Genomic DNA, 21,048 nt, shown 5'->3' with positions numbered 1-21,048 from the left:
GCATGCGATGGTGCTCGAGACCGTCGGCCAGCCGCTGGTGCCGCGCGACCTGCCGACGCCCGTGCCGGGCCCGGGCGAGGTCCGGCTGCGGGTGGAGGCCTGCGGCGTGTGCCGCACCGACCTGCACGTGATCGACGGCGAACTGCCTGGTGTGCACCCGCCGGTGGTTCCCGGCCACGAGGTGGTCGGCGTGGTGGACGCGCTCGGACCGGACATGGCCGAACCCGCGCCGGGGCAGCGCCTCGGCGTCCCATGGCTGGGGTCGGCCTGCGGTGTCTGCGACTACTGCCGCAGCGGGCGCGAGAACCTTTGCGACGCGCCGCAGTTCACCGGCTACACGCGCCCGGCGGTTTCGCCAGCCATCTGGTCTCACGCGCGGCGTTCTGCATTCCGCTCGGCGAGGTGGATCCGGTGGCGACGGCGCCGTTGCTGTGCGCCGGCCTGATCGGCTGGCGGGCCTTGCTGAAGACCGGGGAGGCGCGCAGCATCGGCCTCTACGGCTTCGGCGCGGCCGCCCACCTGCTGACCCAGGTGGCGAGGGTCCAGGGGCGACGCATCTTCGCGTTCACCCGGCCGGGCGATACCGCGGCGCAGGCGTTCGCGCGGGGGCAGGGCGCGACCTGGGCCGGCGATGCCGACATGCGCCCGCCCGAGCCGCTTGACGCAGCCATCATCTTCGCACCGGCCGGCGAGCTGGTGCCGCTGGCGCTGCGCGCCGTGCGCAAGGGCGGCCGGGTGGTGTGCGGGGGCATCCACATGTCCGACATTCCCGCGTTTCCGTACCGGCTGCTGTGGGAGGAGCGCGAACTGGCGTCGGTGGCCAACCTGACCCGCTCCGACGCGCACGGCTTCTTCGATGCGGCCGCGCAGGCGGCGGTGCACGCCACCACCCGCCGCTATCCGCTGGCGATGGCCAACCGGGCCCTGGACGATCTGCGGCACGGACGGTTCGAGGGTGCCGCGGTGCTGGTGCCGTACGCGGGGCGGCTGTTACGGATCGTTACACAGGGTTGCGCGGCGGTGGTCGGGCCGTTGCACCGGCTCGCTAGCCTGCAGCTGTCTTCGCCGCAGCGACACGAGATCCGAGCCATGAACGCGATCGCCATCCCCTCCCTGCCTTCCGTTCCGGCGGCGTCTCAGCTCTTGTCCGGCGCGATCGACATCGAACAACTCAAGCGGCACGTGCCCGTGCTGCGCCGCAAGCTGGTCGCCGGCCAGCATGCCTACCGTGCGGGGCAGCCGTTCCACGCGATCTTCCTCGTGCACGCGGGCTTCCTGAAGGCGAGCGAGCTGTCCGAGGACGGTCGCGAGCGGGTCACCGGCTTCCGCATGCGCGGCGACCTGGTCGGGGTGGAGTCGATCGGCCTGGCCGGCTACTCCTGCGACGTGGTGGCGCTGGACGGCAGCGAGATCTGGGAGCTGCCGTATCCGCCGGTGCTGCTGGCCTGCCTGCAGATGCCCGAGCTGCAGATGCGCCTGACCGCCGCGCTGGCCGAGGAGATCCGCAGCGACCGCGCCTGGATGCTGGCGCTGGGCACGCTGAGCGCGGACCAGCGCGTGGCCGCGTTCCTGCTGGACATGGCCGAGCGCCACATGCGCCTGGGTTTCAGCCCGCGCCACTTCCTGCTACGCATGGGCCGGGCGGACATCGCCAGCTTCCTCGCGCTCAAGCACGAGACGGTCACGCGCGCGCTGTCGCGGCTGGACCGCCTGCAGTGCATCGCCGTGCAGCGGCGCGAGATCCGCGTGCTGGATCCGGACGGCCTGCGGCGCATGGCCCGGCAGGGCAGTTGCGTGCACTAGGCAGGGCAGGGGGCGATTCAGTCGCCTCGTTCGAGCGCGCGCGCCAGGGCCTCGCCGAGTTGCTCCAGGCGGTAGGGCTTGCGCAGCAGCTCGACGCCGCTGCGGGCCGCCTCGTCGGCACCGATCGCCGAGCGTTCGTAGCCGGAGGCAAGCAGCGCCGGCAAGCGTGGGCGCAGCGCGCGGGCCTGCCGCACCAGCTCGAAGCCGGTCTGGCCGCTGCCCAGCACCACGTCCGAGAACAGCAGCTGGATCCTGGGCTCGTCGCGCAGTTGCCGCAGCGCCTGCGCGGCATCGGCGGCCTCCAGCGTGTCGTAGCCGAGCGAGCGCAGGAAGCGCACCGCCACCTTGCGTACGCCCGGTTCGTCCTCGACCACCAGCACCAGCACGTGCCCGGACGCCACGGTCGTGTCCCGCGCGACGGCCGGCGACTCGTGCACGCCGTGGGCGACGGGCAGCAGCAGCTCCACCCGCGTGCCCTGGCCGGGCTGGCTTTCGATGGCCAGGTACCCGCCGGACTGCTTGACGAAGCCGTAGACCATGCTCAGGCCCAGGCCGCTGCCCTTGCCGGCATCCTTGGTGGTGAAGAAGGGCTCCAGCGCGCGGTTGAGCACCTCGCGCGACATGCCGCTGCCGTTGTCTTCCACGACGAAGGCGACGTAGCGCCCCGGCGCTAGCTGGCCGTCGGCTCCGGCGTCGATGCGGCGCTCGCGCGCGCTGATCGAGAGCAATCCGCCCTCGGCCATGGCATCGCGTGCGTTGAGCGCGAGGTTGACCAGCGCCGTCTCCAGCTCGCCCGCGTCGGCCTGCACGGCCGGCACGTCGCTCGGGCAGTCCAGGCTCACGCGGATGCGTGCGCCGAGCGTGCGCATCAGCATGTCCGCCAGTTCCGAAAAGGCCTGCTGCGGGCGCACCGGCCGCGGCGTCAGCGACCGCCGCCGCGCGAAGCCGAGCAGCTTGCGGGTGAGGTTGATGCAGCGGTCGACCGCGCGCGAGGCGCTTTCGATCAGCTCGTGCGCGTCGGCGGTGCGGTCACCGTACTCGGCATCCAGGATCTGCAGGTTACCCGAGACGATGGTCAGCAGGTTGTTGAAGTCATGGGCGATACCGCCGGTGAGCTGACCGAGCGCGTCCAGGCGCTGGGCATGCGAGAGCTGCTCCTCGCTGCGGCTGCGCTGGATCGCCGCGGCCAGCATGTTGGCGGCCAGCTGCAGGAAATGCAGCTTGTCGCTGTCGTAGGCGCCGGGCTCGCGCGCCAGCGCAAGCAGGACGCCCGGCTCCTGGCGATCGAGCAGGGGCACTATCGCCGCGTCGCCGAATCCGTGCGCGGCGAGCGTGGCCCGCAGCGCGGGCAGATCGTCGGCCGCCGCCTCGTGCGCCAGGGTACGTGCCGCACGCTCGCGCCCGGCCAGTTGCCCGGCCTGCCGGTCACGCCCCAGGGCATCGGTGAGCGCCTGCGCCAGCGCCGCCGCGATGCCGCTGGCCGCGCGTACCGGCAGGGCCGAGCCGTCCGCATCGCCAAAGGCGATCGCCACGCCTTCGGCGCCCAGCGCCTCGGCCAGCAGGGCGAGCACCGCCCTGAGCGCCGCCTCCTCGCGCCCGGACTCCAGCACCAGCTTGCCCAACTGCGCCAGGTAGGTGTCGTAGCGGGCGCGCTGCAATGCCTGGCGCGCCCGCTGGGTCTCGGAAATGTCGCGGATCGAGGCGGCGAACATGCCGGTGCCGATCGGGCTGAGCGCGATCTCGACCGGGAACGCCTCGCCGTTGCGGCGCACGCCGGTCAGCTCGTAGCCGGCGCCCATCGGCCGCACGCGCGGCTGCGCCATGTAGCGCGAGCGGTGCGCGATGTGCGCGGCGCGCACGCTCTCGGGCAGCAGGCTCTCGATGCGCAGGCCGAGCATGCCGGCCGGCGGGTAGCCGAACAGCCGGTGCGCCTGCGGGTTCGCCAGCACGATGTTGCCTTCGCGATCGACCACGACCATGGCGTCGGGCGCGGTCTCGAACAACGTGCGGAAAAGATCTTCGTTGCCGGCGGGGGAGGGCAGCGACACGGCATCACTCCTGGCGGACGGTGCCGCTGAAAACGTAGCCCGCGCCCCGCACCGACTTGATCAGTGCGGGTGACGCCGGGTCCGCCTCGATCTTGCGCCGCAGGCGCCCGATCTGCACGTCAATGGCGCGGTCGTAGGGGCCGGCGTCGCGGCCGTAGAGCTGGTTCATCAGCTCGTCGCGGGACAGCACCCGGTTGGCATGCGCCACGAACACGCGCAGCAGTTCGTACTCGCCGCTGGTGAGCGGCACCGGGGCTCCGCCGGGCCCGATCAGGTTGCGCCCGTGCAGATCGAGCCGGTAACCCGCGAACAGGTAGGCGGGCGCCTGCCTGTTCGCCGCGGGCCGTGCGCGCTCGCCGGACCGCCGCAGCACGCTGCGGATCCTGGCCAGCAGCTCGCGCAGGTCGAACGGCTTGGTGACGTAGTCGTCGGCGCCGACCTCGAGCCCGACGATGCGGTCCACCGAATCGGCGCGACCGGTCACGATGATGACCGGCCCGCGCCAGTGCTCGTGCAGGTGTCGCGTCAGCTCCAGGCCATCCTCGCCGGGCAGGCCCAGGTCCAGCAGCACCAGGTCGACGCCGTCGGCGGCCAGCAGGGCGAGCATCGCCTTGCCGCTGTCGACCGCGCTGACCCGGAATCCCTGCGTGGACAGGTAGCGCTTGAGCAGCGCGGCGATTTCCGCATCGTCGTCCACCACCAGCAGGTGGGTCTGGCGAGGGGCTTCCGTGGGGTTGGAGGAAGAAGGTGCCGACACGCAGGGCCCATCCGGGTTTGGAGACGCTTCTTCGCAGGATGTTACACACAAGGCGGCCACGCACGGGTGTGGCGGCGCTTCGCGGACACCGGGAGCGGCGCCGCGAATCGGCCCACGATGCCATCATCGTCGTCGTGCGCGCCGGACGTCGGCGCGTCCAGCGATTCGAGGATGACGCAAGCGGGGCGTGTGCCTGGCTGCGCATTTCGATCAGCTGCCGCAGCTGGCCCGCCGACGCGGCCAGCTCGCGCTGCTTTCCCTCCACTTCAGCCAGGTGGATGCGTGCCAGCCTGTCGATGCCCGCGCAGGGAGCGTCCGCACCGCGGGCCGGATCGCGCAGGCAGCGGATCGCGTCCTGCCCGAAGCCCAGTGCGCGGCTGCACACGATGAAGCGGGGTGTCGACGTCCCTGGCCCTGGGAGTGGTCGCCGGAATCCGGACGGGCCGATGCGCTCGTAACGGCGCACGGCTTCCGGGCGGCCTCCCGTTTCCGGGCCGGCTCGCTGATGCGCATGGTTGACTCCGTAGCTGGCGCGGACCTAGTAGCCTAGCTTCCTGCCGATCCGTAAAACCCGCCATGTCCTGCTGCGATCACGACCGCCCGTTGGCCCACACTGGCGCCCAGCGTCGCGTGCTTTGGGCCGTGCTGTTCGTCAACCTGCTGATCTTCCTTGGCGAGTTCGGTGCCGGCCTATGGGGTCGGTCTACGGCGCTGCAGAGCGATTCGCTGGACAGCGTGGGCGACGCCATCGTCTATGGCGTCAGCCTGCTGGTGGTCGGCGGCACGGTCCGCGCCCGCGCCGGTGCGGCCCTCCTCAAAGGCGTCGTGCAGCTGGGGTTTGCCGCTGCCATCCTCGGCGAGGTGGTGCACCGGGCGCTGGCCGGGCCGAGTCCGATGGCCGTGGTGATGGCCTGGGCCGCGGCGGCGGCGCTGCTGGCCAACGCCAGTTGCATGCTGTTGCTGGCCCCGTATCGGACGCAGGATCTCAACATGCGCTCGGTGTGGCTGTGCTCGCGCAACGATGTGGTGAGCAACGTGGCGGTGCTGCTCACCACCGCGCTGCTGACGCTGACCGACTGGGGCTGGCTGGATCTGGTCTTCGGAGGCGCGGTCGCATTGCTGTTCGCCATCACCGGCGCGCGGGTCGGCGCCGCGGCGACCAGGGACCTGCGGTCCGCGGCTTCAACGCACTGAGGGCCACACAGGCCATGCGCGCACTGGTGCTCTGGACGGAAGCTGATTACGTAACGGCAGGGCGGGCAAGGATGGCGGCAACGCGCCAACCCGCCAGATCAGCGTCCAGATCGTATTTGACATAATAGACATTATGCGCAATTTAGCAGCCGAGCAAGGCCGCCACCATCCGTCCGTACCGTCATTCGGCTCGAACGGTTCCACGTCCCCCGCCGGCGGGACGTTGGCGGAAAAGCGCGATGCACAGCAGGATCAAGCCCAGCAGGACCAGCGAGGCGGCATAGCGGCTGAGGGCGAAGCCGCCGTGGTTCACCGGCTTGTCCAGCAAGTCGCCGATCACCGCACCCAATGGGCGCGTGAGCACGAACGCCGCCCAGAACAACAGCGTGCGGGAGACGCCGGTCCACAGGTAGGCCGCCCCGATGGGCAGCAGGAGCGCGCCGAAGATGCCGGCGCTCCCGAGATAACCCATGGCCATGCTGTCGGCCGTCCAGTCGCCCAGGGCGGTGCCCAGGGTCTGCGAGAACATGATCGTGATCCAGTAGAAGACCTCGCTCCGGGTCGAACTCACGGTGTCCACGCTCACCGAGCCCAGCACTCTGTACCAGGTGAACAGCGACGCGAGCAGCAGCAACGACAGGATGCCCGCGCCTCCGGCATAGCCGATGCCGAGGGAGCGGTCGGCGAAATCAGCCAGGGTCGTGCCCACCGTGGTGGTGGCGATGACCGCGATCCAGTAGAGCAACGGGTGGAACCTGCTCGCGCGGATCTGTGCCGCCACCGCCGCGGCGAAGACGCCGGTGAAGATCGCGGTGCTGAGAAGGTAGCCCAGGCCCAGCGACATGGACAGCGCGTCGCCACCGGTTTCGCCCAGGGTCGTTGCGAAGATCTTGATGATCCAGAAGCCCAGGGTGACCTCGGGTACCTTGCTCGGCGCTCTCTGTCGTTGCATGCCGTCGATGCCGTCGATGGATTGGTCCGACCCTAGTGCAGCGGACTTAGACCCGACTTAGCACGGGCTGCTGTAGGTAAGGCGCCCTCCGGATGGGGAAAGGAGCCGGAAAGATCGCGTGGCTAGTGTCCCCTTCAGCCTCCCTGCCCTGGCGATCCCATGAGCCCGACCGGCTGGACCATCCTCTGCGACTTCGACGGCACCATCTCCGTCGAGGACGTCATCGATTCCCTGCTCGACCGGTTCGGTCGACCGGGCTGGGAACAGCTGGAGCACGACTGGCGCGCGGGCCGGATCGGTTCGCGCGCCTGCATGGGCGGCCAGGTCGCCCTGCTGGACATGAGCCGGGAAGAGCTCGATGCGCATCTCGACGGGCTGTCCCTCGACCACGGCTTCGCCGGCTTCGTCGCGGCGGTGCGCGGATGGGGCGTGCCGCTCCAGGTAGTCAGCGACGGCCTGGACCATGCGATCGACCGCCTGCTCCGCCGCCACGGCCTGGAGGGCTTGCCGGTCGCCGCGAATAACCTGAGGCCCGGTACGCCACCGCAGCACTGGCAGCTGACCTCGCCATTCCAGGCGGCCGGATGCGCCAGCGGCACCTGCAAGTGCGCCTGCGTGGAGAAGGCGCGGGACGGCGAGCGCAAGGTGCTGCTGATCGGTGACGGCGCCTCCGACTTCTGCGCGGCGGACCGCGCGGATTTCGTGTTCGCCAAGCACCGGCTGATCGAGCACTGCCGCGCCGCCGGCATTCCCTATGCGCCGATCACCTGCTTCGACGACGCACTGGCGCTGCTGCCCGCACTGCTCGACGGCAGCCTCGCCGGCGAGCCTGCCCCGGCTTCCCCCTTCCCCATCCCCGCCTAGCCTCCGGACGCCCGATGAACGCTTTCGACAAGCACGCCTCCCTGGTGATCGACGACGCGCAACTGCTCGCCGACGAGGCGCAGTACAGCTCCTTCGGCGACACCGTCCACTACGTGGATCCGCCGAAGATCTTCCGCCGCTGCGAAGGCAGCTGGATGTACGACAGCGCGGACGTGCCGTTCCTGGACCTGCAGATGTGGTACTCGGCGGTCAACTTCGGCTACGCCAACCCGCGCCTCAACGACACGCTCAAGCACCAGGTCGACCTGCTGCCGCAGGTGGCCAGCCAGTACCTGCACCAGACCCGCATCGAGCTGGCCAAGGCGATCGCGCTGGACGTGCAGGGCAAGTTCGGCCGCAAGGGCCGTGTGCACTTCAATGTCGGCGGCGCGCAGGCGATCGAGGATTCGCTCAAGCTCGTGCGCAATGCCAGCAACGGCAAGAGCCTGATGTTCGCCTTCGAGGGCGGCTACCACGGCCGCACGCTGGGCGCCTCGTCGATCACCTCCAGCTACCGCTACCGCCGCCGCTTCGGCCACTTCGGCGAGCGCGCGATGTTCATCCCCTTCCCCTACCCGTTCCGCCGGCCCAGGGGCATGACCGCCGACGAATACTCCGACGCCTGCGTGCGCCAGTTCGCCCGGCTGTTCGAGACCGAGTACAACGGCGTTTGGGACCCGAAGGTCAACCAGGCCGAATACGCGGCCTTCTACGTCGAGCCGATCCAGGGTACCGGCGGCTACGTGGTGCCGCCCAGGCACTTCTTCCGCGATCTCAAGAAGGTGCTCGACCAGTACGGCATCCTGCTGGTGGTCGACGAGATCCAGATGGGTTTCTGGCGCACCGGCAAGCTGTGGTCGATCGAGCATTTCGGCGTCACGCCGGACGTGCTCGTGTTCGGCAAGGCGCTGACCAACGGCCTCAACCCGCTCTCGGGCCTGTGGGCGCGCGAGGAACTGATCAACCCGACCGTGTTCCCGCCTGGTTCCACCCACTCCACCTTCAACTCCAACCCGCTCGGCACCGCGCTGGGCCTGGAGGTGATCCGGATGGGCTGCGAGCTCGACTACGAAACCACCGTGCCGGCCAAGGGCGCGCATTTCCTCGATGGCCTGCGCGACCTGCAGAAGCGCCACAAGGAGATCGGCGACGTCGATGGCCTGGGCCTGGCGCTGCGCGCCGAGATCTGCACCGAGGACGGCTTCACGCCGAACAAGGCGCTGCTCGACCGCATGGTCGACATCGGCCTGGCCGGCGACCTCAAGCACGACGGCAAGCCGATCGGCCTCGTGCTGGATGTCGGCGGTTGGTACAAGAACGTGATCACGCTCGCGCCCTCGCTGGACATCACCCACGAGGAGATCGACCTGGCCATCGCGCTGCTCGACCAGCTGCTGACCCGTGCCAAGCGCGGCTAGGCTCCACCGCAACACCGCCCCGTGGAGGCGACCATGAACCAACCGCTTTCCGATGAAGCCATTCGCGAACAGGTCTTCGCCATCATCACCAGGCAGGCTCACGTCGAGCCGGGCGCGCTGCGCCCGGACGCCACGCTGAAGGATCTCGGGGTGGGTTCGCTCGAGGCGATCGAACTGATCTTCGACATCGAAGAGCATTTCGACATCGTGTTCCCCGATACGCAGGCGAGCTTCGACAGCGATACCGTGCAGAACCTGTTGAACGCGGTGAAGGCGGCGCTGGAAGCCAAGCCGGGCGGAGCCGAGGCCGCCGCGTGATTACCCCCGGGCGCCGCATCGCCATCACCGGCATGGGCGCGGTCAGCGCTTTCGGCGAGGGCGCGCAGGCCCTGTGGCAGGGCCTGCGCGCGGGCACCAGCGCGATCGCTCCGCTGCGCCACGAGCGTGCCTCGCAACTGCGGGTGCGCGTGGCCGCGCAGGTGCCGGACAGCTTCGACCCTACCGTCCATTTCGACGAACGCACACTGCCGCTGCTGGATCGCACCGCCCAGTTCGCCCTGCTGGCCGCGCGCGAGGCGGTGGCGCAGGCAGGCCTGGAATGGAACGCCGCGGAACGGAAGCGGCGTGCGGCGGTGGTCATCGGCACCGGCGTCGGCGGCGAGAACACCCAGGGCGAGCAGGCGCGTCGGCTGTACGCGGAAAACGCCACCCGGCTGAACCCGCTGACCATCGTGCGCGCGATGGCCAATGCGCCGACCAGCCAGGTCAGCATCGCCTACGGGCTGTGTGGTCCGTCCTTCGGCGTGGTCAGCGCCTGCGCCTCGTCCAACCACGCCATCGCGCAGGCCGCGCTGCTCATACGCGCAGGCCTGGCGGACGTGGTGGTCACGGGCGGTACCGAGGCCTGCTTCACCTACGGCGCGCTGCGTGCGTGGGAGGCCATGCGCGTGCTCGCCGACGACACCTGCCGGCCGTTCAGCGCCGACCGGCGCGGGTTGGTGCTCGGCGAAGGCGCCGGCGTGTTCGTGCTGGAGGCGATGGAGCACGCGCAGGCGCGCGGCGCCCGTCCACTCGCCGAACTGGTCGGTACCGGCATGAGTGCCGACGCCGGCGACATCGTGGCGCCGGACCCGGCCGGCGCAGTCGCCGCCATGACCCAGGCGCTGGAGGATGGCGGCCTCGCGCCCGAGGATGTCGATTACGTCAATGCGCACGGCACCGGCACGCTCGCCAACGACCCCAGCGAGACCCGCGCGGTACGCCAGGTGTTCGGCCGGCACGCCGACCGGCTGGCGGTGTCCTCCACCAAGTCCATGCACGGACACGCGCTGGGCGCCTCCGGCGCGCTCGAGCTGGTCGCGGTACTGGGCGCCTTGCGCGAGGGCATCGTCCCGCCCACTGCGAACTTCGAGCGCAGCGACCCGGCCTGCGACCTGGATTACGTGCCCAACGTCGCGCGCGCGATGCCGGTGCGCGCCGCGCTCAGCAACTCGTTCGCCTTCGGCGGGCTCAACGCGGTGCTGGCGCTGAAACGGGCCTGAGGCGCATGCCCGTGGCGTTTTCCACCGCACTGGAGCCCGCGGCGCTGGTCGAGCACTTCGTGGCGCATCCGCCACAGGGCTTCACGGCGCAGCGCACGGCCTCCGGCATGCCCTCGTTCCTGGCCCCGTTCGACCTGCTGACCACCGCCGACGACGCCCTGCGCCGACGGCTCGGGTGCCTGCCCTTCTACCGCGCGTGGGGGCACCTGCTGCGCTGGCGCACGCGCTTCGTCGGCTGCACCGTGACCGAGTACGCGCCGTTGCCTGCGCAGGCCTCGCCGGCCGCGCTGGCGCGCGAGCTGTTCGAGGCCTATGCACGCGAACGCGCCTTGCTCATCGTCAAGGACCTGCCGCAGGACTCGCCGCTGCTGGACGCAGCCGCCAATGCCCAGGCCGAGGCCCTCGCCACCGAGCTGGCCGCCCGCGGCTTCGTGCTGCTGGAAGGCATGCCGCTGGCCTGGGTGCCGATCGACTTCGGATCGGTCGATGGCTACCTCGCCCGGCTCTCGGCCGCACGGCGCAAGGACATCCGGCGGAAGCTGCGGTCCCGTGCGCAGCTGGAGGTGGAGGCGCTCGCCACCGGTGCGCCGACCTTCGCGGACCCTGACGTGATCGACGCGTACTATGCGCTGTACCGCAACGTGCACGCGCAAAGCACCATCCACTTCGACCTGCTCGGGCGGGAATTCCTGCGCCGCGTCCTGCAGGACGCGACCAGCGCGGGGGTGGTGTTCGCCTACCGCAGCGCCGGGCGGCTGATCGGCTGGAACCTCTGCTACGTCCACGCCGGCAAGCTGGTGGACAAGTACGTCGGCTTCGCCTACCCGGAGGCCCGCGCGCACAACCTCTACGCGGTGAGCTGGATGCACAACCTGGACTATGCGCGCATGCACGGCCTAAGCCACTACGTGGCCGGCTGGACCGACCCGCAGATCAAGGCCTATCTCGGCGCGCGGCTCAGCCCGACGCGGCATGCCGTCTACCTGCGCAATCCCTTGCTGCGCGCCCTGCTCCGTCGCCTGGCCGGGCACTTCGAGGGCGAGGCGGCCAGTCCGATGGAGGCCGCCACGTGAACCGCCCGCTGGTGCTGGACATCGATCATTCGGTCGGACCGCTGGCGCAGCGGCTGGTCATCCCGCTGGCGCACTGGCAGGAGTCGCTGCGCTTCGGCTGTTCGCTGGGCACGCTGGCGCGGTTCCGGCGCGGCCTGGACGACGCCTGGCCCACCGGCCACGCCACCGCCATGCTCGGCAGCGGCGACTTCCACCACCTGAGCTGGCCGCTCATCGAGCGCGTGCGGGCGGACCGCCCGTTCCAGGTAGTGGTGCTGGACAACCATCCGGACAACATGCGCTATCCCTTCGGCGTGCACTGCGGCTCCTGGGTCCGGCGCGTGGCGCGGTTGCCGCAGGTGGAGCACGTGCACGTCGTCGGCATCTGTTCGGGCGACATCCGCCTGGCCCGCGCCTGGGAAAACTACCTGGCTCCCTTGCGTCGCGGCCGGCTGAGCTACTGGAGCGTCGGGGTCGACGTGTCCTGGGCCGGCCGCGCCGGCCTGGGCAGCGCCTTCCACGGCTTCGACACGGTGGCCGCCCTGGTGGAAGCGTTCTGCGCCGCGCAGCGCGCGCGGCCGCGGCCGACCTACCTGTCCATCGACAAGGACGTGTTCGCGCCCGAGGTGGCGATGACCAACTGGGACCAGGGACGGCTGCAGCTGGACGACGCGCTGGCCATCATCGGCAGCCTGCGCGGCGGGCTGGTGGGCAGCGACATCACCGGCGAGATTTCCGCCTACCGCTACCGCAGCTGGTGGAAGCGGCGCCTGTCCGCGCTGGACGGCCAGGCGCCGGTGGACGAGCGCGAGCTGGCGCGCTGGCAGGCGCAGCAGCACGCGCTCAATCAACGGTTGCTGGCCGCCATCGGCGAGCGCGTCGAGGCGGATTGATCCCAGGGCACGACCTGGCCAGAGCGCACGCCGGACGAGCGCTCAGCCGACCACCCGTTCGATCACCGTGGCGATGCGGTCGAACGCGGCATCGTCCAGCCAGGGGCTGTTGCTGACGGTCAGCGTGCGCTGCGCGAACGCGCGGGCCTGCGGCACCCGCGCGTGCGGCACCCGATCGGCGAGATAGGCGTAGTCCGGCAGCGCATGGATGAACAGCCGGCTCACGCCGAGGCCGGCGGTCCACAACCGCGCCAGCGCTTCGTCGCGGCTGCGTTCGTCCGGCAACTGCAGCAGCAGGCAGGGCCAGGTGCCCTGCGTGCCGGGCGCGTCGTCGAGAACGCCCACGCCCTCGATACGTCGCAGCCGGGCCAGGCGTGCCTGCGCCTGCAGGCGCGCCTCCGCCAGGAAGGCGGGAAGACGCGCGGCGGCATGCGCCCCGACCGCCTGCCGCCAGCGGCCGACGCGGTGCAGCGGAACGGTCGCCGGGAAGGCGTCGCCCACGGCGCCGACCGCATCGCCGCGGCGCAGGGCCCGCCGCAGGGGACGGCCATAGGCCAGCGCCAGCCCGCGCGGCCGGTACAGCGCGGCGAGCGCCAGCAGCTCGACGCACCGGCGGGCCTCCCAGGCCAGGCCACGGGGCACCTGCCGCGTCCCCGCCTGGTGCAGGGCCCGGCGCAACTGCGGGTCGCGCGTCAGCAGCAGGCCGCCCTCGTAGATCGACAGGCCCTTGCCCGCGGCGAGGCTGAAGAACGCCAGGTCGCCGCGCAGCCCGACGCTGCGCCCGCGGTCGCGCGCCCCCAGCGCCTGCGCGGCGTCCTCGATCACGAACGCGCCCACCTGCGCGGCGATGGCCGCGGTCGTGTCCACGTCGGCGACGCGACCGGCGAGGTGGGTGGGCACCACGGCCAGCGTGTCCTCCTGGCAGGCCGCGGCGAGCGCTTGCGGGTCCATGTCGTAGTGCCCGGGGCGCAGGTCGCACAGGCGCAGCTGCAGGCCCGCCTGGTTCACCGCGATCGCCACCAGCGGGCAGGTATAGGCCGGCACCACGACCACGGACCGGCGCGGCTGGCGCGCCTGCAGCACCCGCAAGGCCAGCAGCAGCGCGGCGGTGCCGGAGCAGGTCAGCTGCAGCGAGGGCGTTTCCAGCTGGGCCGCGAGGCGCCCGGCCAGGTCGGCACGGCCGGGCCACAGATCGGCCAGGCGCAACGGCAGGCCGGCGGTCGGCGGAATTTCGCGGCGGGGCGCGCGCGCCATCGCGATCGCTCAGGCCGTCCCGGCCACCGGCTCGCCGGCGATCGCATGCGCTTCGCGGGCCTCGGCCAGCCCCAGGCACACGATGCCGGCCACGATCGCGGCGGCGCCGACGACGCGAGGCGCCGTCAGCGGCTCGTGGAACAGCCACACCGACAGCAGCATCACGCTTACCACTTCCAGGTGCGACGCGGCGAACGCCGGGCCGATCGGCGCGTGCCTGAGCAGGCTCATCCAGGTGAAGAACGCCCCGAGGTAGCCGAGCACCGCGCCGTAGATCCACGGTTCCCTCAGCAGCCGCAACACCCAGGCCAGGTTCGCCGCCACCGGCAGGGCATGCTGGCCGGCCAGCTTGAAGGAAAGCTGCGACAGCGTGTCGAAGGCCATCAGCAGCAGGAACCCGGCCAGGTAGAACCGCCTCATGCGCCCGCTCCCACGACGGCCACGCCGAGGCCGACCAGGGCGATGCCGAGCAGCCGAAGGCGGGTGAGCTTCTCGCCGAACAGCCAGCGCCCGGCCAGCATGATCGCCACGATGTTGATCGAGCCCAGCAGCACGCCCTCGGACAGCGGCAACAGCGACAGGAACGCGACCCAGACCAGGAACTCCAGCGCGTAGCAACCGATGCCGAGCCAGAGCCAGGGCCGCGCCGCCATCCAGCGCCAGCGCGCCAGTCCCTCCCCCGCCGACGTGTCGCCCGCCGCCGCCTTGAAGGCGAGCTGGCCGGTGCTGTCCAGCACGATGTTCGCCGTCCACAGGGCCAGGGTGAGCGGGGTCATGCCGGCACGGGATGCCCGTGGCGCGCCGCCACCACCTGGAAGAACCGGGCGGAGCGCTCGATCAGCGTGCGCCGTTCCTTGTCGATGGTGATCATGTGGTAGCTGTCCTGCAGCAGCAGAAGCTCGGACGGCGCGCTCACGCCGCGCAGCACCAGCTCGGCGTTGCGCACGCTCGCCACGTCGTCGTCGCTGGCGTGCGCCACCAGGCACGGCGCGGTGACCTGGTGCAGTTGCCGGCGCACGCGTGCCGACAGCTGGTAGAGGTCGGCCAGCGAATGCCAGGGATTGCCCAGCAGCCCGGCAATGGTGCTGTCGCCGCTGCGCATGGCGGCGCTCACCTGCTCGCGCAGGCGCTCGTCGCGCAGGCCGTACGGCGGCTGCTCGAGGAAGACGCGGTTGCGTCCCAGGCCCAGCGTCTTGAGGAACGGCAACAGGAACGACAGGCGCGCCAGCCACGGGATGCTCCAGCCGTCGTAGCGGAACGTGGCGCCGTAGACGCCCACGCCGGCCACCTGCCCCGGGCGGTCGGCAGCGAGCTTGAGCGCGAGCAACGCGCCCATCGACAGGCCGCCCACGAACAGGTGGTCGACCCTCGCCCGCATCGCGTCGGCGGCGGCCTCCACGCTCGCGTACCAGTCGCGCCAGCCGGTCGCGAGCAGGTCGTCGGTGTCGCCGCAGTGCCCGGCCAGCTGCATGCCGTGCACGGTGAAACCGGCACCGTGCAGACCCTTGCCGAGCAGGCGCATCTCCATCGGCGTCCCGGTCAGGCCGTGGATCAGGAGGACGCCGAGCCGGCCGCCCTCAAGGTAGAAATCGCTCTTGCGGATCACGCTGCGTACTCGGTGGTTGCGTCCAAAGCCTTGCACGAGGCCGTTTCAGTGGGCTTTCGCCGCACCTGGGGTGGGTGCGCCGAAGCGGACCAGCACGCGCTGGCCCACGCGCAGCGGCGTGGGCCCGTCGAAGGCGAGCACGCATTCGACCGTGCGCGAATTGATCCGCTGCTGCGGGTCGTCTTCCAGCGAGGAGGGGCCCACGAGCTGGCCGATGCGCAGCACGTGCGCCGGCCAGGGACCGGCCCGGGGATTGCCGTCGGCGGTCACCTGGGCGGGCATGCCGGCCTTCACCGCGTCCACGTAGGCCTCGCTGAGGTCGGCCCGGACCCGTCGCGGCGCATGCGGCAGCAGCACGAAGAGCGCGCCGGACTGCGGGCCCACGAGGGTGCCCGGCTGCGCGGCGACGCGGATCACGTCGGCATCCACCGGTGCGCGCAAGGTGCCCCGGGCCAGCTCGAAGCGGGCCGAGGCGAGCTTCTGCTCGGCCATCGTCACCGCGGCGCGTGCGGCCTGCCGTTGCGCCCGCAGTTCGCCCGCCGCCGCCTGGGCGTCGTCGGCGCTCTGCCCGTCGCCGGCGCCGGCGCGGACGGCGGCCGCCAGGCGCCTGGCGCGCACCTGCGCGGCGCCGAGGCGGGTATCGATCAGGCCGGCCTGGGCACGCGCCTGGTCGAGTTCCGCCTGCGCCACCACCACGGCCAGCTGGGCCGGTTGCGGGTCCAGCTCCGCCAGGACCTGGCCGCGGCGCACCGCCTGCCCTTCGTGCGCGTGGACCTGCGCCAGCGTGCCCTCGCGGGACATGCCGAGGTTGAGCAGGCCCCCATCGACTTCGACGAGCCCGCGCGCGACCGCGGCGTAGGCCGGTCCAGGCGGGCTGGCGGGGGGATCATCGTGCCGGGCGCAGGCGGCCAGCAGCAGCGAGGCCAGCAGGACGGCCGACGCGCGTCGGGTGTGGGGGGACATCATGATCCGGCTCCGTGGAGGGCGTGCGCCGGCGTGACGCGCCGGTCGCTGAGGATGCGACCGTCTTCCATCGCCAGCACGCGGTCGGCGTGGCCGATCAGGCGGGGATCGTGGCTCACGCACAGCACGGTGGTGCCGTGGTCCCGGGCGATGCGGTGGAGGATGTCGATGACGATCTGGCCGTTGCTGGCGTCGAGCGCGCTGGTGGGCTCGTCGGCGAACAGCAGTTGCGGCTGCTTGGCCAGGGCGCGGGCGATCGCCACGCGCTGCTTCTCGCCGCCGGACAGTTCGGCAGGCAGGAGCTTCATGCGATGCGCCAGGCCCACCTCTTCCAGCGAGCGCTCCGCGCGCTCCCGGGCCTGCCGCCGGCTCAGGCCGAGGTAGTCCAGCGGCAGTTCCACCTGCTCGAGCGCGGTCAGCGCGGGAAAGAGATTGAAGCCCTGGAACACGAAGCCGGTGTGCCACAGGCGGAAGCGCTCCAGCGCGGCGCCATCCAGGCGACTCAGTTCGGCGTCGAGCGCGAACACGCGCCCGGCATCGACGGGCTGCAAGCCGCTGAGGATCGCCAGCAAGGTGCTCTTGCCGCAACCGGAGGGCCCGGAGATCAGCGTCAGCTCGCCCGCATGGATCGCGATCGACAGGCCATCGAGCACCTGCGTGCGCGTGGCGCCGGAGACGAAGGCCTTGGCGATGGCCTCGGCGCGCAGCGCGGGAGCGGTGGCGGTCGGCGCGTTCATCGCAGCAGGCTCGCCGGATCGGTGCGCCGCAGGCTGCGGATCGCGGCCAGTCCCGACACGGCGGCCAGGCCCAGCGCGAGCACCACGCAGGCCAGCGTGACGGGCAGGTTCAGAACCACCGGCACGTCCTGCCCGCGCGCCAGCGCCAGCAGCACGGCGCCCAGCGCGGTGGCGCCGACCAGGCCGAGCGCGCCGACCCAGAACGCCTGCTCCAGCACGACCCAGCGCAGCGCGCCCACGCCCACCCCGAGCGCGTTGAGCGTGGCGTACTCGCGCATCGATCCGGCGACCGCCGCGACCAGCGTCTGGCTGGTGATCACCGCCCCGACCAGGAACACGATCGCGGCGAGGAACAGCACCCCTGCCCCGGCGCCGGTGTCGAGCATCCAGTAGAGCACCGAGCGCCGCGCGAACGCGCGGGCGGTCCACGCCTCGTAGGGGCCGAAGGCGCGGTCGCCCCGCAGCCGTCGCGCCACCGCCTCGGCCTGCGCCGGATCGCGCAGGCCGGCGACCAGATAGGTCGGCTGGCCGCTGTCGCCCGGATCGGTGTCGAGCTCGCGGGCGGTCGCGAGCGAGCTGAGCACGTTGACGCCGCCCAGGGCGCGCAGCCCGCTGCTGACGCCGACCACCCGCACGGTATGGCCGTTGATGGCGGCGGTGCCGCCGACCGCCACGCCGAGCTTGTCGATATCGGCGCGGTCCACGATCACCGCGTCGGGTTCGTACAGGCGGGCACGCAGGGCCGGGGACAGCGCCCGTGCGAACAGCATGCCGTCCGGCCGCGGGTCGATGCCGGAGACGAACACCGACTCGCCGCCGGTGTCGCCCGCGCCGCGCCAGTCGGCGTCCAGCCAGATGAACGGCTCCACCCGCGCCACCGCCGGGTCCATCAGCAGGCGAGCCTCGACGTTCGGGTCGATCGCCCGGCCCAGGTTCACGCTCTGCGTGCCGGGATAGCCTACCCACAGGTCGGCGTCCGATCCGGTGATGTAGACGCTGGCGCTGCCGAAGATGCCGAGCACCAGCGCGGCCTGCAGCAGTTGCAGCAGGCCGGCGAAGCCGACCGCGAGCATGGCCGGCAGGAAGCGCCGCCATTCGTGCAACAGCGTCTTGCGTGCCAGGGCGACCATCAGTCGGGGCGCTCCGCTTGCGAGGCGAGGCGCTCGTCCGGCAACGGCGCGCCCCCCAGCGCCTTGAACAACGCGACGAAGGCCAGGCCGCGGCGCGCGCGCGCCTGGATTAGCGCGAGTTCGGCCTGCTCGCGGGCCACGCGGCTTTCGTCGCCGTCGATGGGACTGGCCAGCCGCAGGCCCACCCGCCTGGCCACCACCGCATCGGCCTGCGTGAGGGCATCCAGCGCATCGGCGCAGCGGCGCTCGTCGTCGGCGCGTTCCTGCAACTGGCCCAGCGCCGTCTCGGTTTCCGCGACCGCCTGCAGCACCGCCTGGCGGTAGGCCAGCACGCTGGCTTGCAGTTCGTGCCGCTTGGCATGGTCCTGCGCCGCGCGGATGCCCCAGTCGAACAGCGGGATGTCGATGATGGGACCGGAGGAGAACAGCGCGTTGTCGCTGGTGCGCCGGTGCGTCTGCAGGTTGGTCGACCACACCAGCGAGCCGCCGAGCGCGAGGCTGGGATAGCGGTTGGCATGCGCCAGGCCGGCCTCGCCCGCGGCGCGCAGCACGTCCGCTTCGGCGCGGAGGATGTCCGGGCGCGAGCGCAGCAGGTCGGCAGGCGCAGCAGCGAGCCGCCAGCCGCCGAGCGAAGGCGGCGCAGCGGGCCGGAACCATTCCGGATCCGGCTCGGGCCGGCCGAGCAGGACCGCCAGCTGCTGGGCGCTCGCGTCCACCGCCTCGCGCGGCTCCACCTGCGCCGATTCGGCCTGGTCCAGCGCCGCCCTGGCCCGGTCCACCTCGTCCATGCTCGCCAGCCGCAGGCGGTGGCGCACCTGCAGCGATGCATACTCGCGCTGGCGCGCGTCGCGGATGGCGTCGAGCGTGGCGAGCTGTTGCTGCGCGGCGCGCAGGTCGAGCCAGTCGCGCACCACCTCAGCCACCAGCGAGAGTCGCGCGGCGCGCAGGTCCGCATCCGCAGCGGCGACGTCCCCGCGTGCCACGCGCCGGGAGGCGACGCCGCGTCCGAACAGGCTGAGCTCCCAGGTGGCATCGAAGCCGGCGACGAAGAACGAGGCGCTGGCATCCGGATCGATCGCGTCGATCGTGGTCGCCCGCAGTTGCGGTCGGAAGCGCCTGGCTTCGGCACGGCGCAGCGCGCGCGCGGCAAGGACGTGCTCCCTGGCCTGGGCGACGCCCAGGTTGCCGGCGAGCGCCTGGTCCACCAGCGCATCGAGCTGGCGGTCGCCGAAGACGTGCCACCAGGCGTGCAAGTCGGTGGGCGCCCGGGTGCCCGCCGCGACCGCCGTGTGGCGCCAGTGGTCGGGCAACGGCTGCTTCAGCGCCGGCATGTCGACCGAGGCGCACCCGGCCAGCGCCGTCGCCAGCAAGGCGGCCGCCATCCGGCGCGGATACGCCCCCAGGGACCGGTGCGGGATACGGAGCCTCATGCGAGCGCGACCTCCCCAAGTGCCGCTGCGGGAAACAGCACGGCGACACACAGGCCGTGGGGCGCCACGCGCCGGTAGCTGACTCGCGCGCCGTGGCGCGCGGCGATGCGCTCGACGATGGCCAGGCCCAGGCCGGTGCCCTCCTGCGCGGTACCGGGCAGCCGGAAGAAGCGTTCGCCCAGGCGCGGCAACAGTGCATCGGGGACGCCCGGGCCGTCGTCCTCGACGTACAGACGTATTCCCTGCGGAACGGCCGCGAGGCCAACGGTGAGGCTGCTGCCACGGCCGGCGTAGCGCAGTCCGTTGTCGATCAGGTTGTCCAGCAACTCGTGCAGCGAGGCGACATCGCCGGTGATCCAAAGCGGCTGCTGCGCGCCCTGGAACCCCAGGTCCACGCCCGCCGCCAAGGCTTCGCGGATGCGCAGGCCGATCACCTCCGGCACCAGCCGGGACAGGTCGACCGTCGCGTGCGCCTCCGGCGCGTCCAGCGGCGACTGCGCTCGCGTGAGCGCGAGCAGCTGGGCGGAGGTGCGCGCCGTGCGCCGCGTGAGCTGGCGGATGTGGCCGAGCGCCTCCTTCACCGCGTGCGGGCTGCTGTCGTCCGCCAGCGCGCGTTCGACGTGCAGGCTCAGCCCGGCCAGCGGGGTGCGCAGCTGGTGCGCGGCATCGGCGATGAACCGCTCCTGCAGCTCCAGTGCGCCGCGAAGGCGCGCGAACAGGCCGTCGATGGTCTTCGTCAACGGCAGGATCTCCCTGGGCACGTCGGCCTCGCCGATCGGCGTGATCTCGTGCTCGCGTGCGGCCAGGCGGGCGGTGAGCGGATCGAGCACGCGCAGGCCGTAGTCGACGCCGGACCACACCAGCAGAAGCACCGCCACGATCAGCAGCGTCTGTAGCGGCACCGCCATCATCAGGATCTCGCGCGCGCGGCGGTGGCGGTCGCGCAGCGTCTCGGCCACGCTCACCGTCAGCGTATCGGTGGGATCGGCGTCCGGATGCAGGCTGACCACGGCCGCGCGCAGGGGATGCGGGCCGAGCGCGGTATCGAACAGCTCGGGCGGGTCGCCCACCGCCGGCGGTGGCGGCTGGCGGAAGCGCGCGTTGTCGGCGATCACGCCGCGGCGCTGGCTGCGTACGCTGAAATAGCTGCGGCCGTCCGGATCGTACTCGAGCAGGAAGCGGGCCTGTTGCGAGAGCCCGTCGCGCAGGCGCCCGATGCGCAGCATCTGCGCCAATGACAGCGCGTCGTCACCGAGGTCGCGGTCGTGCACGCGGTTGGAGTAGGCCAGCGCCACACCGTAGGTGAGCATGGCGTCGAGCAACAGCAGTACGCCCACCGGGATCAGCAGGAAGGCGAGCAGACGTCGACGCAAGCTGGGTTGCCACCGCGTGACGGCCATGGCCTG

The 21,048-nt window shown here is 71.8% G+C and carries 21 protein-coding genes and 1 pseudogene; 9 read left to right on the top strand and 13 right to left on the bottom strand.

Annotated features, from left to right (window positions below; translation table 11 throughout):
* The first annotated feature begins 7 nt into the window (after positions 1 to 7).
* The gene (locus tag WAT24_RS11640; RefSeq protein WP_336808043.1) at positions 8 to 445 is read left to right on the top strand and encodes an alcohol dehydrogenase catalytic domain-containing protein; all 438 of its coding nucleotides are present in this window, start codon (positions 8 to 10) and stop codon (positions 443 to 445) included.
* Positions 412 to 1,803 carry a helix-turn-helix domain-containing protein gene (locus tag WAT24_RS11635; RefSeq protein ID WP_336808042.1) on the top strand — a complete coding sequence of 464 codons (1,392 nt, stop codon included), beginning with the start codon at positions 412 to 414 and terminating at the stop codon, positions 1,801 to 1,803. The genes WAT24_RS11640 and WAT24_RS11635 overlap by 34 nt, the downstream gene beginning before the upstream one ends.
* A 17-nt stretch (positions 1,804 to 1,820) precedes the next feature.
* On the opposite strand, the gene WAT24_RS11630 is transcribed toward WAT24_RS11635, so the two are convergent.
* The 3 genes and pseudogenes from WAT24_RS11630 to WAT24_RS16525 form a co-directional block, all read right to left on the bottom strand.
* A complete protein-coding gene (locus WAT24_RS11630) occupies positions 1,821 to 3,851 on the bottom strand; it encodes a PAS domain S-box protein (protein ID WP_336808041.1) in 2,031 nt (676 codons plus the stop codon).
* A 4-nt stretch (positions 3,852 to 3,855) separates the two neighbouring features.
* Positions 3,856 to 4,608: a response regulator gene (locus WAT24_RS11625; RefSeq protein WP_336808040.1), complete on the bottom strand. Its 753-nt coding sequence runs from the start codon at positions 4,606 to 4,608 to the stop codon at positions 3,856 to 3,858.
* A gap of 223 nt (positions 4,609 to 4,831) precedes the next feature.
* Positions 4,832 to 4,993, bottom strand: a pseudogene (locus WAT24_RS16525) (MerR family DNA-binding protein); the annotation flags it as partial.
* Between the two features lie 191 nt (positions 4,994 to 5,184).
* On the opposite strand from WAT24_RS16525, the gene WAT24_RS11620 reads away from it, so the two are divergent.
* The gene (locus tag WAT24_RS11620) at positions 5,185 to 5,802 is read left to right on the top strand and encodes a cation efflux transmembrane domain-containing protein (protein ID WP_336808039.1); all 618 of its coding nucleotides are present in this window, start codon (positions 5,185 to 5,187) and stop codon (positions 5,800 to 5,802) included.
* A gap of 181 nt (positions 5,803 to 5,983) precedes the next feature.
* Here the strand turns inward: WAT24_RS11620 and WAT24_RS11615 are convergent, their stop codons facing one another.
* On the bottom strand, positions 5,984 to 6,754 hold the full coding sequence (locus WAT24_RS11615) for a COG4705 family protein (RefSeq protein ID WP_336808038.1): 771 nt from the start codon (positions 6,752 to 6,754) through the stop codon (positions 5,984 to 5,986).
* Between the two features lie 159 nt (positions 6,755 to 6,913).
* Between WAT24_RS11615 and WAT24_RS11610 the strand changes: the two genes are divergently transcribed.
* The 6 genes from WAT24_RS11610 to WAT24_RS11585 are packed head-to-tail and all read left to right on the top strand — an operon-like array spanning position 6,914 to position 12,522.
* Positions 6,914 to 7,618: an MtnX-like HAD-IB family phosphatase gene (locus WAT24_RS11610; protein WP_336808037.1), complete on the top strand. Its 705-nt coding sequence runs from the start codon at positions 6,914 to 6,916 to the stop codon at positions 7,616 to 7,618.
* A 14-nt stretch (positions 7,619 to 7,632) separates the two neighbouring features.
* Positions 7,633 to 9,036, top strand: a complete 1,404-nt coding sequence (locus tag WAT24_RS11605) for an aspartate aminotransferase family protein (RefSeq protein ID WP_336808035.1) — start codon at positions 7,633 to 7,635, stop codon at positions 9,034 to 9,036.
* Positions 9,037 to 9,069: 33 nt separating this feature from the next.
* Positions 9,070 to 9,354 (top strand): acyl carrier protein, encoded by a 285-nt coding sequence (locus tag WAT24_RS11600; RefSeq protein WP_336808034.1) that lies wholly within the window; start codon positions 9,070 to 9,072, stop codon positions 9,352 to 9,354.
* Positions 9,351 to 10,577 (top strand): beta-ketoacyl-[acyl-carrier-protein] synthase family protein, encoded by a 1,227-nt coding sequence (locus WAT24_RS11595; protein ID WP_336808033.1) that lies wholly within the window; start codon positions 9,351 to 9,353, stop codon positions 10,575 to 10,577. The genes WAT24_RS11600 and WAT24_RS11595 overlap by 4 nt, the downstream gene beginning before the upstream one ends.
* A gap of 5 nt (positions 10,578 to 10,582) precedes the next feature.
* Entirely contained in the window at positions 10,583 to 11,650 is a 1,068-nt protein-coding gene (locus tag WAT24_RS11590) for a peptidogalycan biosysnthesis protein (RefSeq protein ID WP_336808032.1), read from the top strand.
* Complete coding sequence (locus WAT24_RS11585) at positions 11,647 to 12,522, top strand: hypothetical protein (protein WP_336808031.1); 876 nt, start codon at positions 11,647 to 11,649, stop codon at positions 12,520 to 12,522. Before WAT24_RS11590 ends, WAT24_RS11585 begins: the two co-directional genes overlap by 4 nt.
* 42 nt (positions 12,523 to 12,564) lie before the next feature.
* Here the strand turns inward: WAT24_RS11585 and WAT24_RS11580 are convergent, their stop codons facing one another.
* From WAT24_RS11580 to WAT24_RS11540, 9 genes are read right to left on the bottom strand one after another with little or no spacing between them, the layout of a single operon-like run.
* Positions 12,565 to 13,776: a DegT/DnrJ/EryC1/StrS family aminotransferase gene (locus tag WAT24_RS11580; protein WP_336808030.1), complete on the bottom strand. Its 1,212-nt coding sequence runs from the start codon at positions 13,774 to 13,776 to the stop codon at positions 12,565 to 12,567.
* 9 nt (positions 13,777 to 13,785) lie between these two features.
* Entirely contained in the window at positions 13,786 to 14,196 is a 411-nt protein-coding gene (locus WAT24_RS11575) for a DMT family transporter (RefSeq protein WP_336808029.1), read from the bottom strand.
* On the bottom strand, positions 14,193 to 14,552 hold the full coding sequence (locus tag WAT24_RS11570; RefSeq protein ID WP_336808028.1) for an EamA family transporter: 360 nt from the start codon (positions 14,550 to 14,552) through the stop codon (positions 14,193 to 14,195). Before WAT24_RS11570 ends, WAT24_RS11575 begins: the two co-directional genes overlap by 4 nt.
* Positions 14,549 to 15,382 carry an alpha/beta hydrolase gene (locus tag WAT24_RS11565; RefSeq protein WP_336808027.1) on the bottom strand — a complete coding sequence of 278 codons (834 nt, stop codon included), beginning with the start codon at positions 15,380 to 15,382 and terminating at the stop codon, positions 14,549 to 14,551. The genes WAT24_RS11570 and WAT24_RS11565 overlap by 4 nt, the downstream gene beginning before the upstream one ends.
* 45 nt (positions 15,383 to 15,427) lie before the next feature.
* The gene (locus tag WAT24_RS11560) at positions 15,428 to 16,348 is read right to left on the bottom strand and encodes an efflux RND transporter periplasmic adaptor subunit (RefSeq protein WP_336808026.1); all 921 of its coding nucleotides are present in this window, start codon (positions 16,346 to 16,348) and stop codon (positions 15,428 to 15,430) included.
* A complete protein-coding gene (locus WAT24_RS11555) occupies positions 16,345 to 17,082 on the bottom strand; it encodes an ABC transporter ATP-binding protein (protein WP_336808025.1) in 738 nt (245 codons plus the stop codon). Before WAT24_RS11555 ends, WAT24_RS11560 begins: the two co-directional genes overlap by 4 nt.
* Positions 17,079 to 18,212: an ABC transporter permease gene (locus tag WAT24_RS11550; RefSeq protein ID WP_336808024.1), complete on the bottom strand. Its 1,134-nt coding sequence runs from the start codon at positions 18,210 to 18,212 to the stop codon at positions 17,079 to 17,081. Before WAT24_RS11550 ends, WAT24_RS11555 begins: the two co-directional genes overlap by 4 nt.
* On the bottom strand, positions 18,212 to 19,642 hold the full coding sequence (locus WAT24_RS11545; RefSeq protein WP_336808023.1) for a TolC family protein: 1,431 nt from the start codon (positions 19,640 to 19,642) through the stop codon (positions 18,212 to 18,214). Before WAT24_RS11545 ends, WAT24_RS11550 begins: the two co-directional genes overlap by 1 nt.
* Positions 19,639 to 21,042 (bottom strand): sensor histidine kinase, encoded by a 1,404-nt coding sequence (locus WAT24_RS11540; protein ID WP_336808112.1) that lies wholly within the window; start codon positions 21,040 to 21,042, stop codon positions 19,639 to 19,641. The genes WAT24_RS11545 and WAT24_RS11540 overlap by 4 nt, the downstream gene beginning before the upstream one ends.
* Positions 21,043 to 21,048: the final 6 nt, after the last annotated feature.

This window comes from Fulvimonas yonginensis (assembly GCF_037137055.1).
GTDB lineage: Bacteria > Pseudomonadota > Gammaproteobacteria > Xanthomonadales > Rhodanobacteraceae > Frateuria_A > Frateuria_A yonginensis.
This window is presented reverse-complemented; position numbering and strand designations above follow the sequence as displayed.

Coding starts and splice junctions, on each gene's coding strand:
- WAT24_RS11590 (WP_336808032.1), top strand. CDS start 10,583: ATGCCCGTGGCGTTTTCCACCGCACTGGAGCCCGCGGCGCTGGTCGAG.
- WAT24_RS11555 (WP_336808025.1), bottom strand. CDS start 17,082: ATGAACGCGCCGACCGCCACCGCTCCCGCGCTGCGCGCCGAGGCCATC.
- WAT24_RS11610 (WP_336808037.1), top strand. CDS start 6,914: ATGAGCCCGACCGGCTGGACCATCCTCTGCGACTTCGACGGCACCATC.
- WAT24_RS11620 (WP_336808039.1), top strand. CDS start 5,185: ATGTCCTGCTGCGATCACGACCGCCCGTTGGCCCACACTGGCGCCCAG.
- WAT24_RS11580 (WP_336808030.1), bottom strand. CDS start 13,776: ATGGCGCGCGCGCCCCGCCGCGAAATTCCGCCGACCGCCGGCCTGCCG.
- WAT24_RS11560 (WP_336808026.1), bottom strand. CDS start 16,348: ATGATGTCCCCCCACACCCGACGCGCGTCGGCCGTCCTGCTGGCCTCG.
- WAT24_RS11545 (WP_336808023.1), bottom strand. CDS start 19,642: ATGAGGCTCCGTATCCCGCACCGGTCCCTGGGGGCGTATCCGCGCCGG.
- WAT24_RS11570 (WP_336808028.1), bottom strand. CDS start 14,552: ATGACCCCGCTCACCCTGGCCCTGTGGACGGCGAACATCGTGCTGGAC.
- WAT24_RS11640 (WP_336808043.1), top strand. CDS start 8: ATGGTGCTCGAGACCGTCGGCCAGCCGCTGGTGCCGCGCGACCTGCCG.
- WAT24_RS11600 (WP_336808034.1), top strand. CDS start 9,070: ATGAACCAACCGCTTTCCGATGAAGCCATTCGCGAACAGGTCTTCGCC.
- WAT24_RS11575 (WP_336808029.1), bottom strand. CDS start 14,196: ATGAGGCGGTTCTACCTGGCCGGGTTCCTGCTGCTGATGGCCTTCGAC.
- WAT24_RS11540 (WP_336808112.1), bottom strand. CDS start 21,042: ATGGCCGTCACGCGGTGGCAACCCAGCTTGCGTCGACGTCTGCTCGCC.
- WAT24_RS11550 (WP_336808024.1), bottom strand. CDS start 18,212: ATGGTCGCCCTGGCACGCAAGACGCTGTTGCACGAATGGCGGCGCTTC.
- WAT24_RS11615 (WP_336808038.1), bottom strand. CDS start 6,754: ATGCAACGACAGAGAGCGCCGAGCAAGGTACCCGAGGTCACCCTGGGC.
- WAT24_RS11605 (WP_336808035.1), top strand. CDS start 7,633: ATGAACGCTTTCGACAAGCACGCCTCCCTGGTGATCGACGACGCGCAA.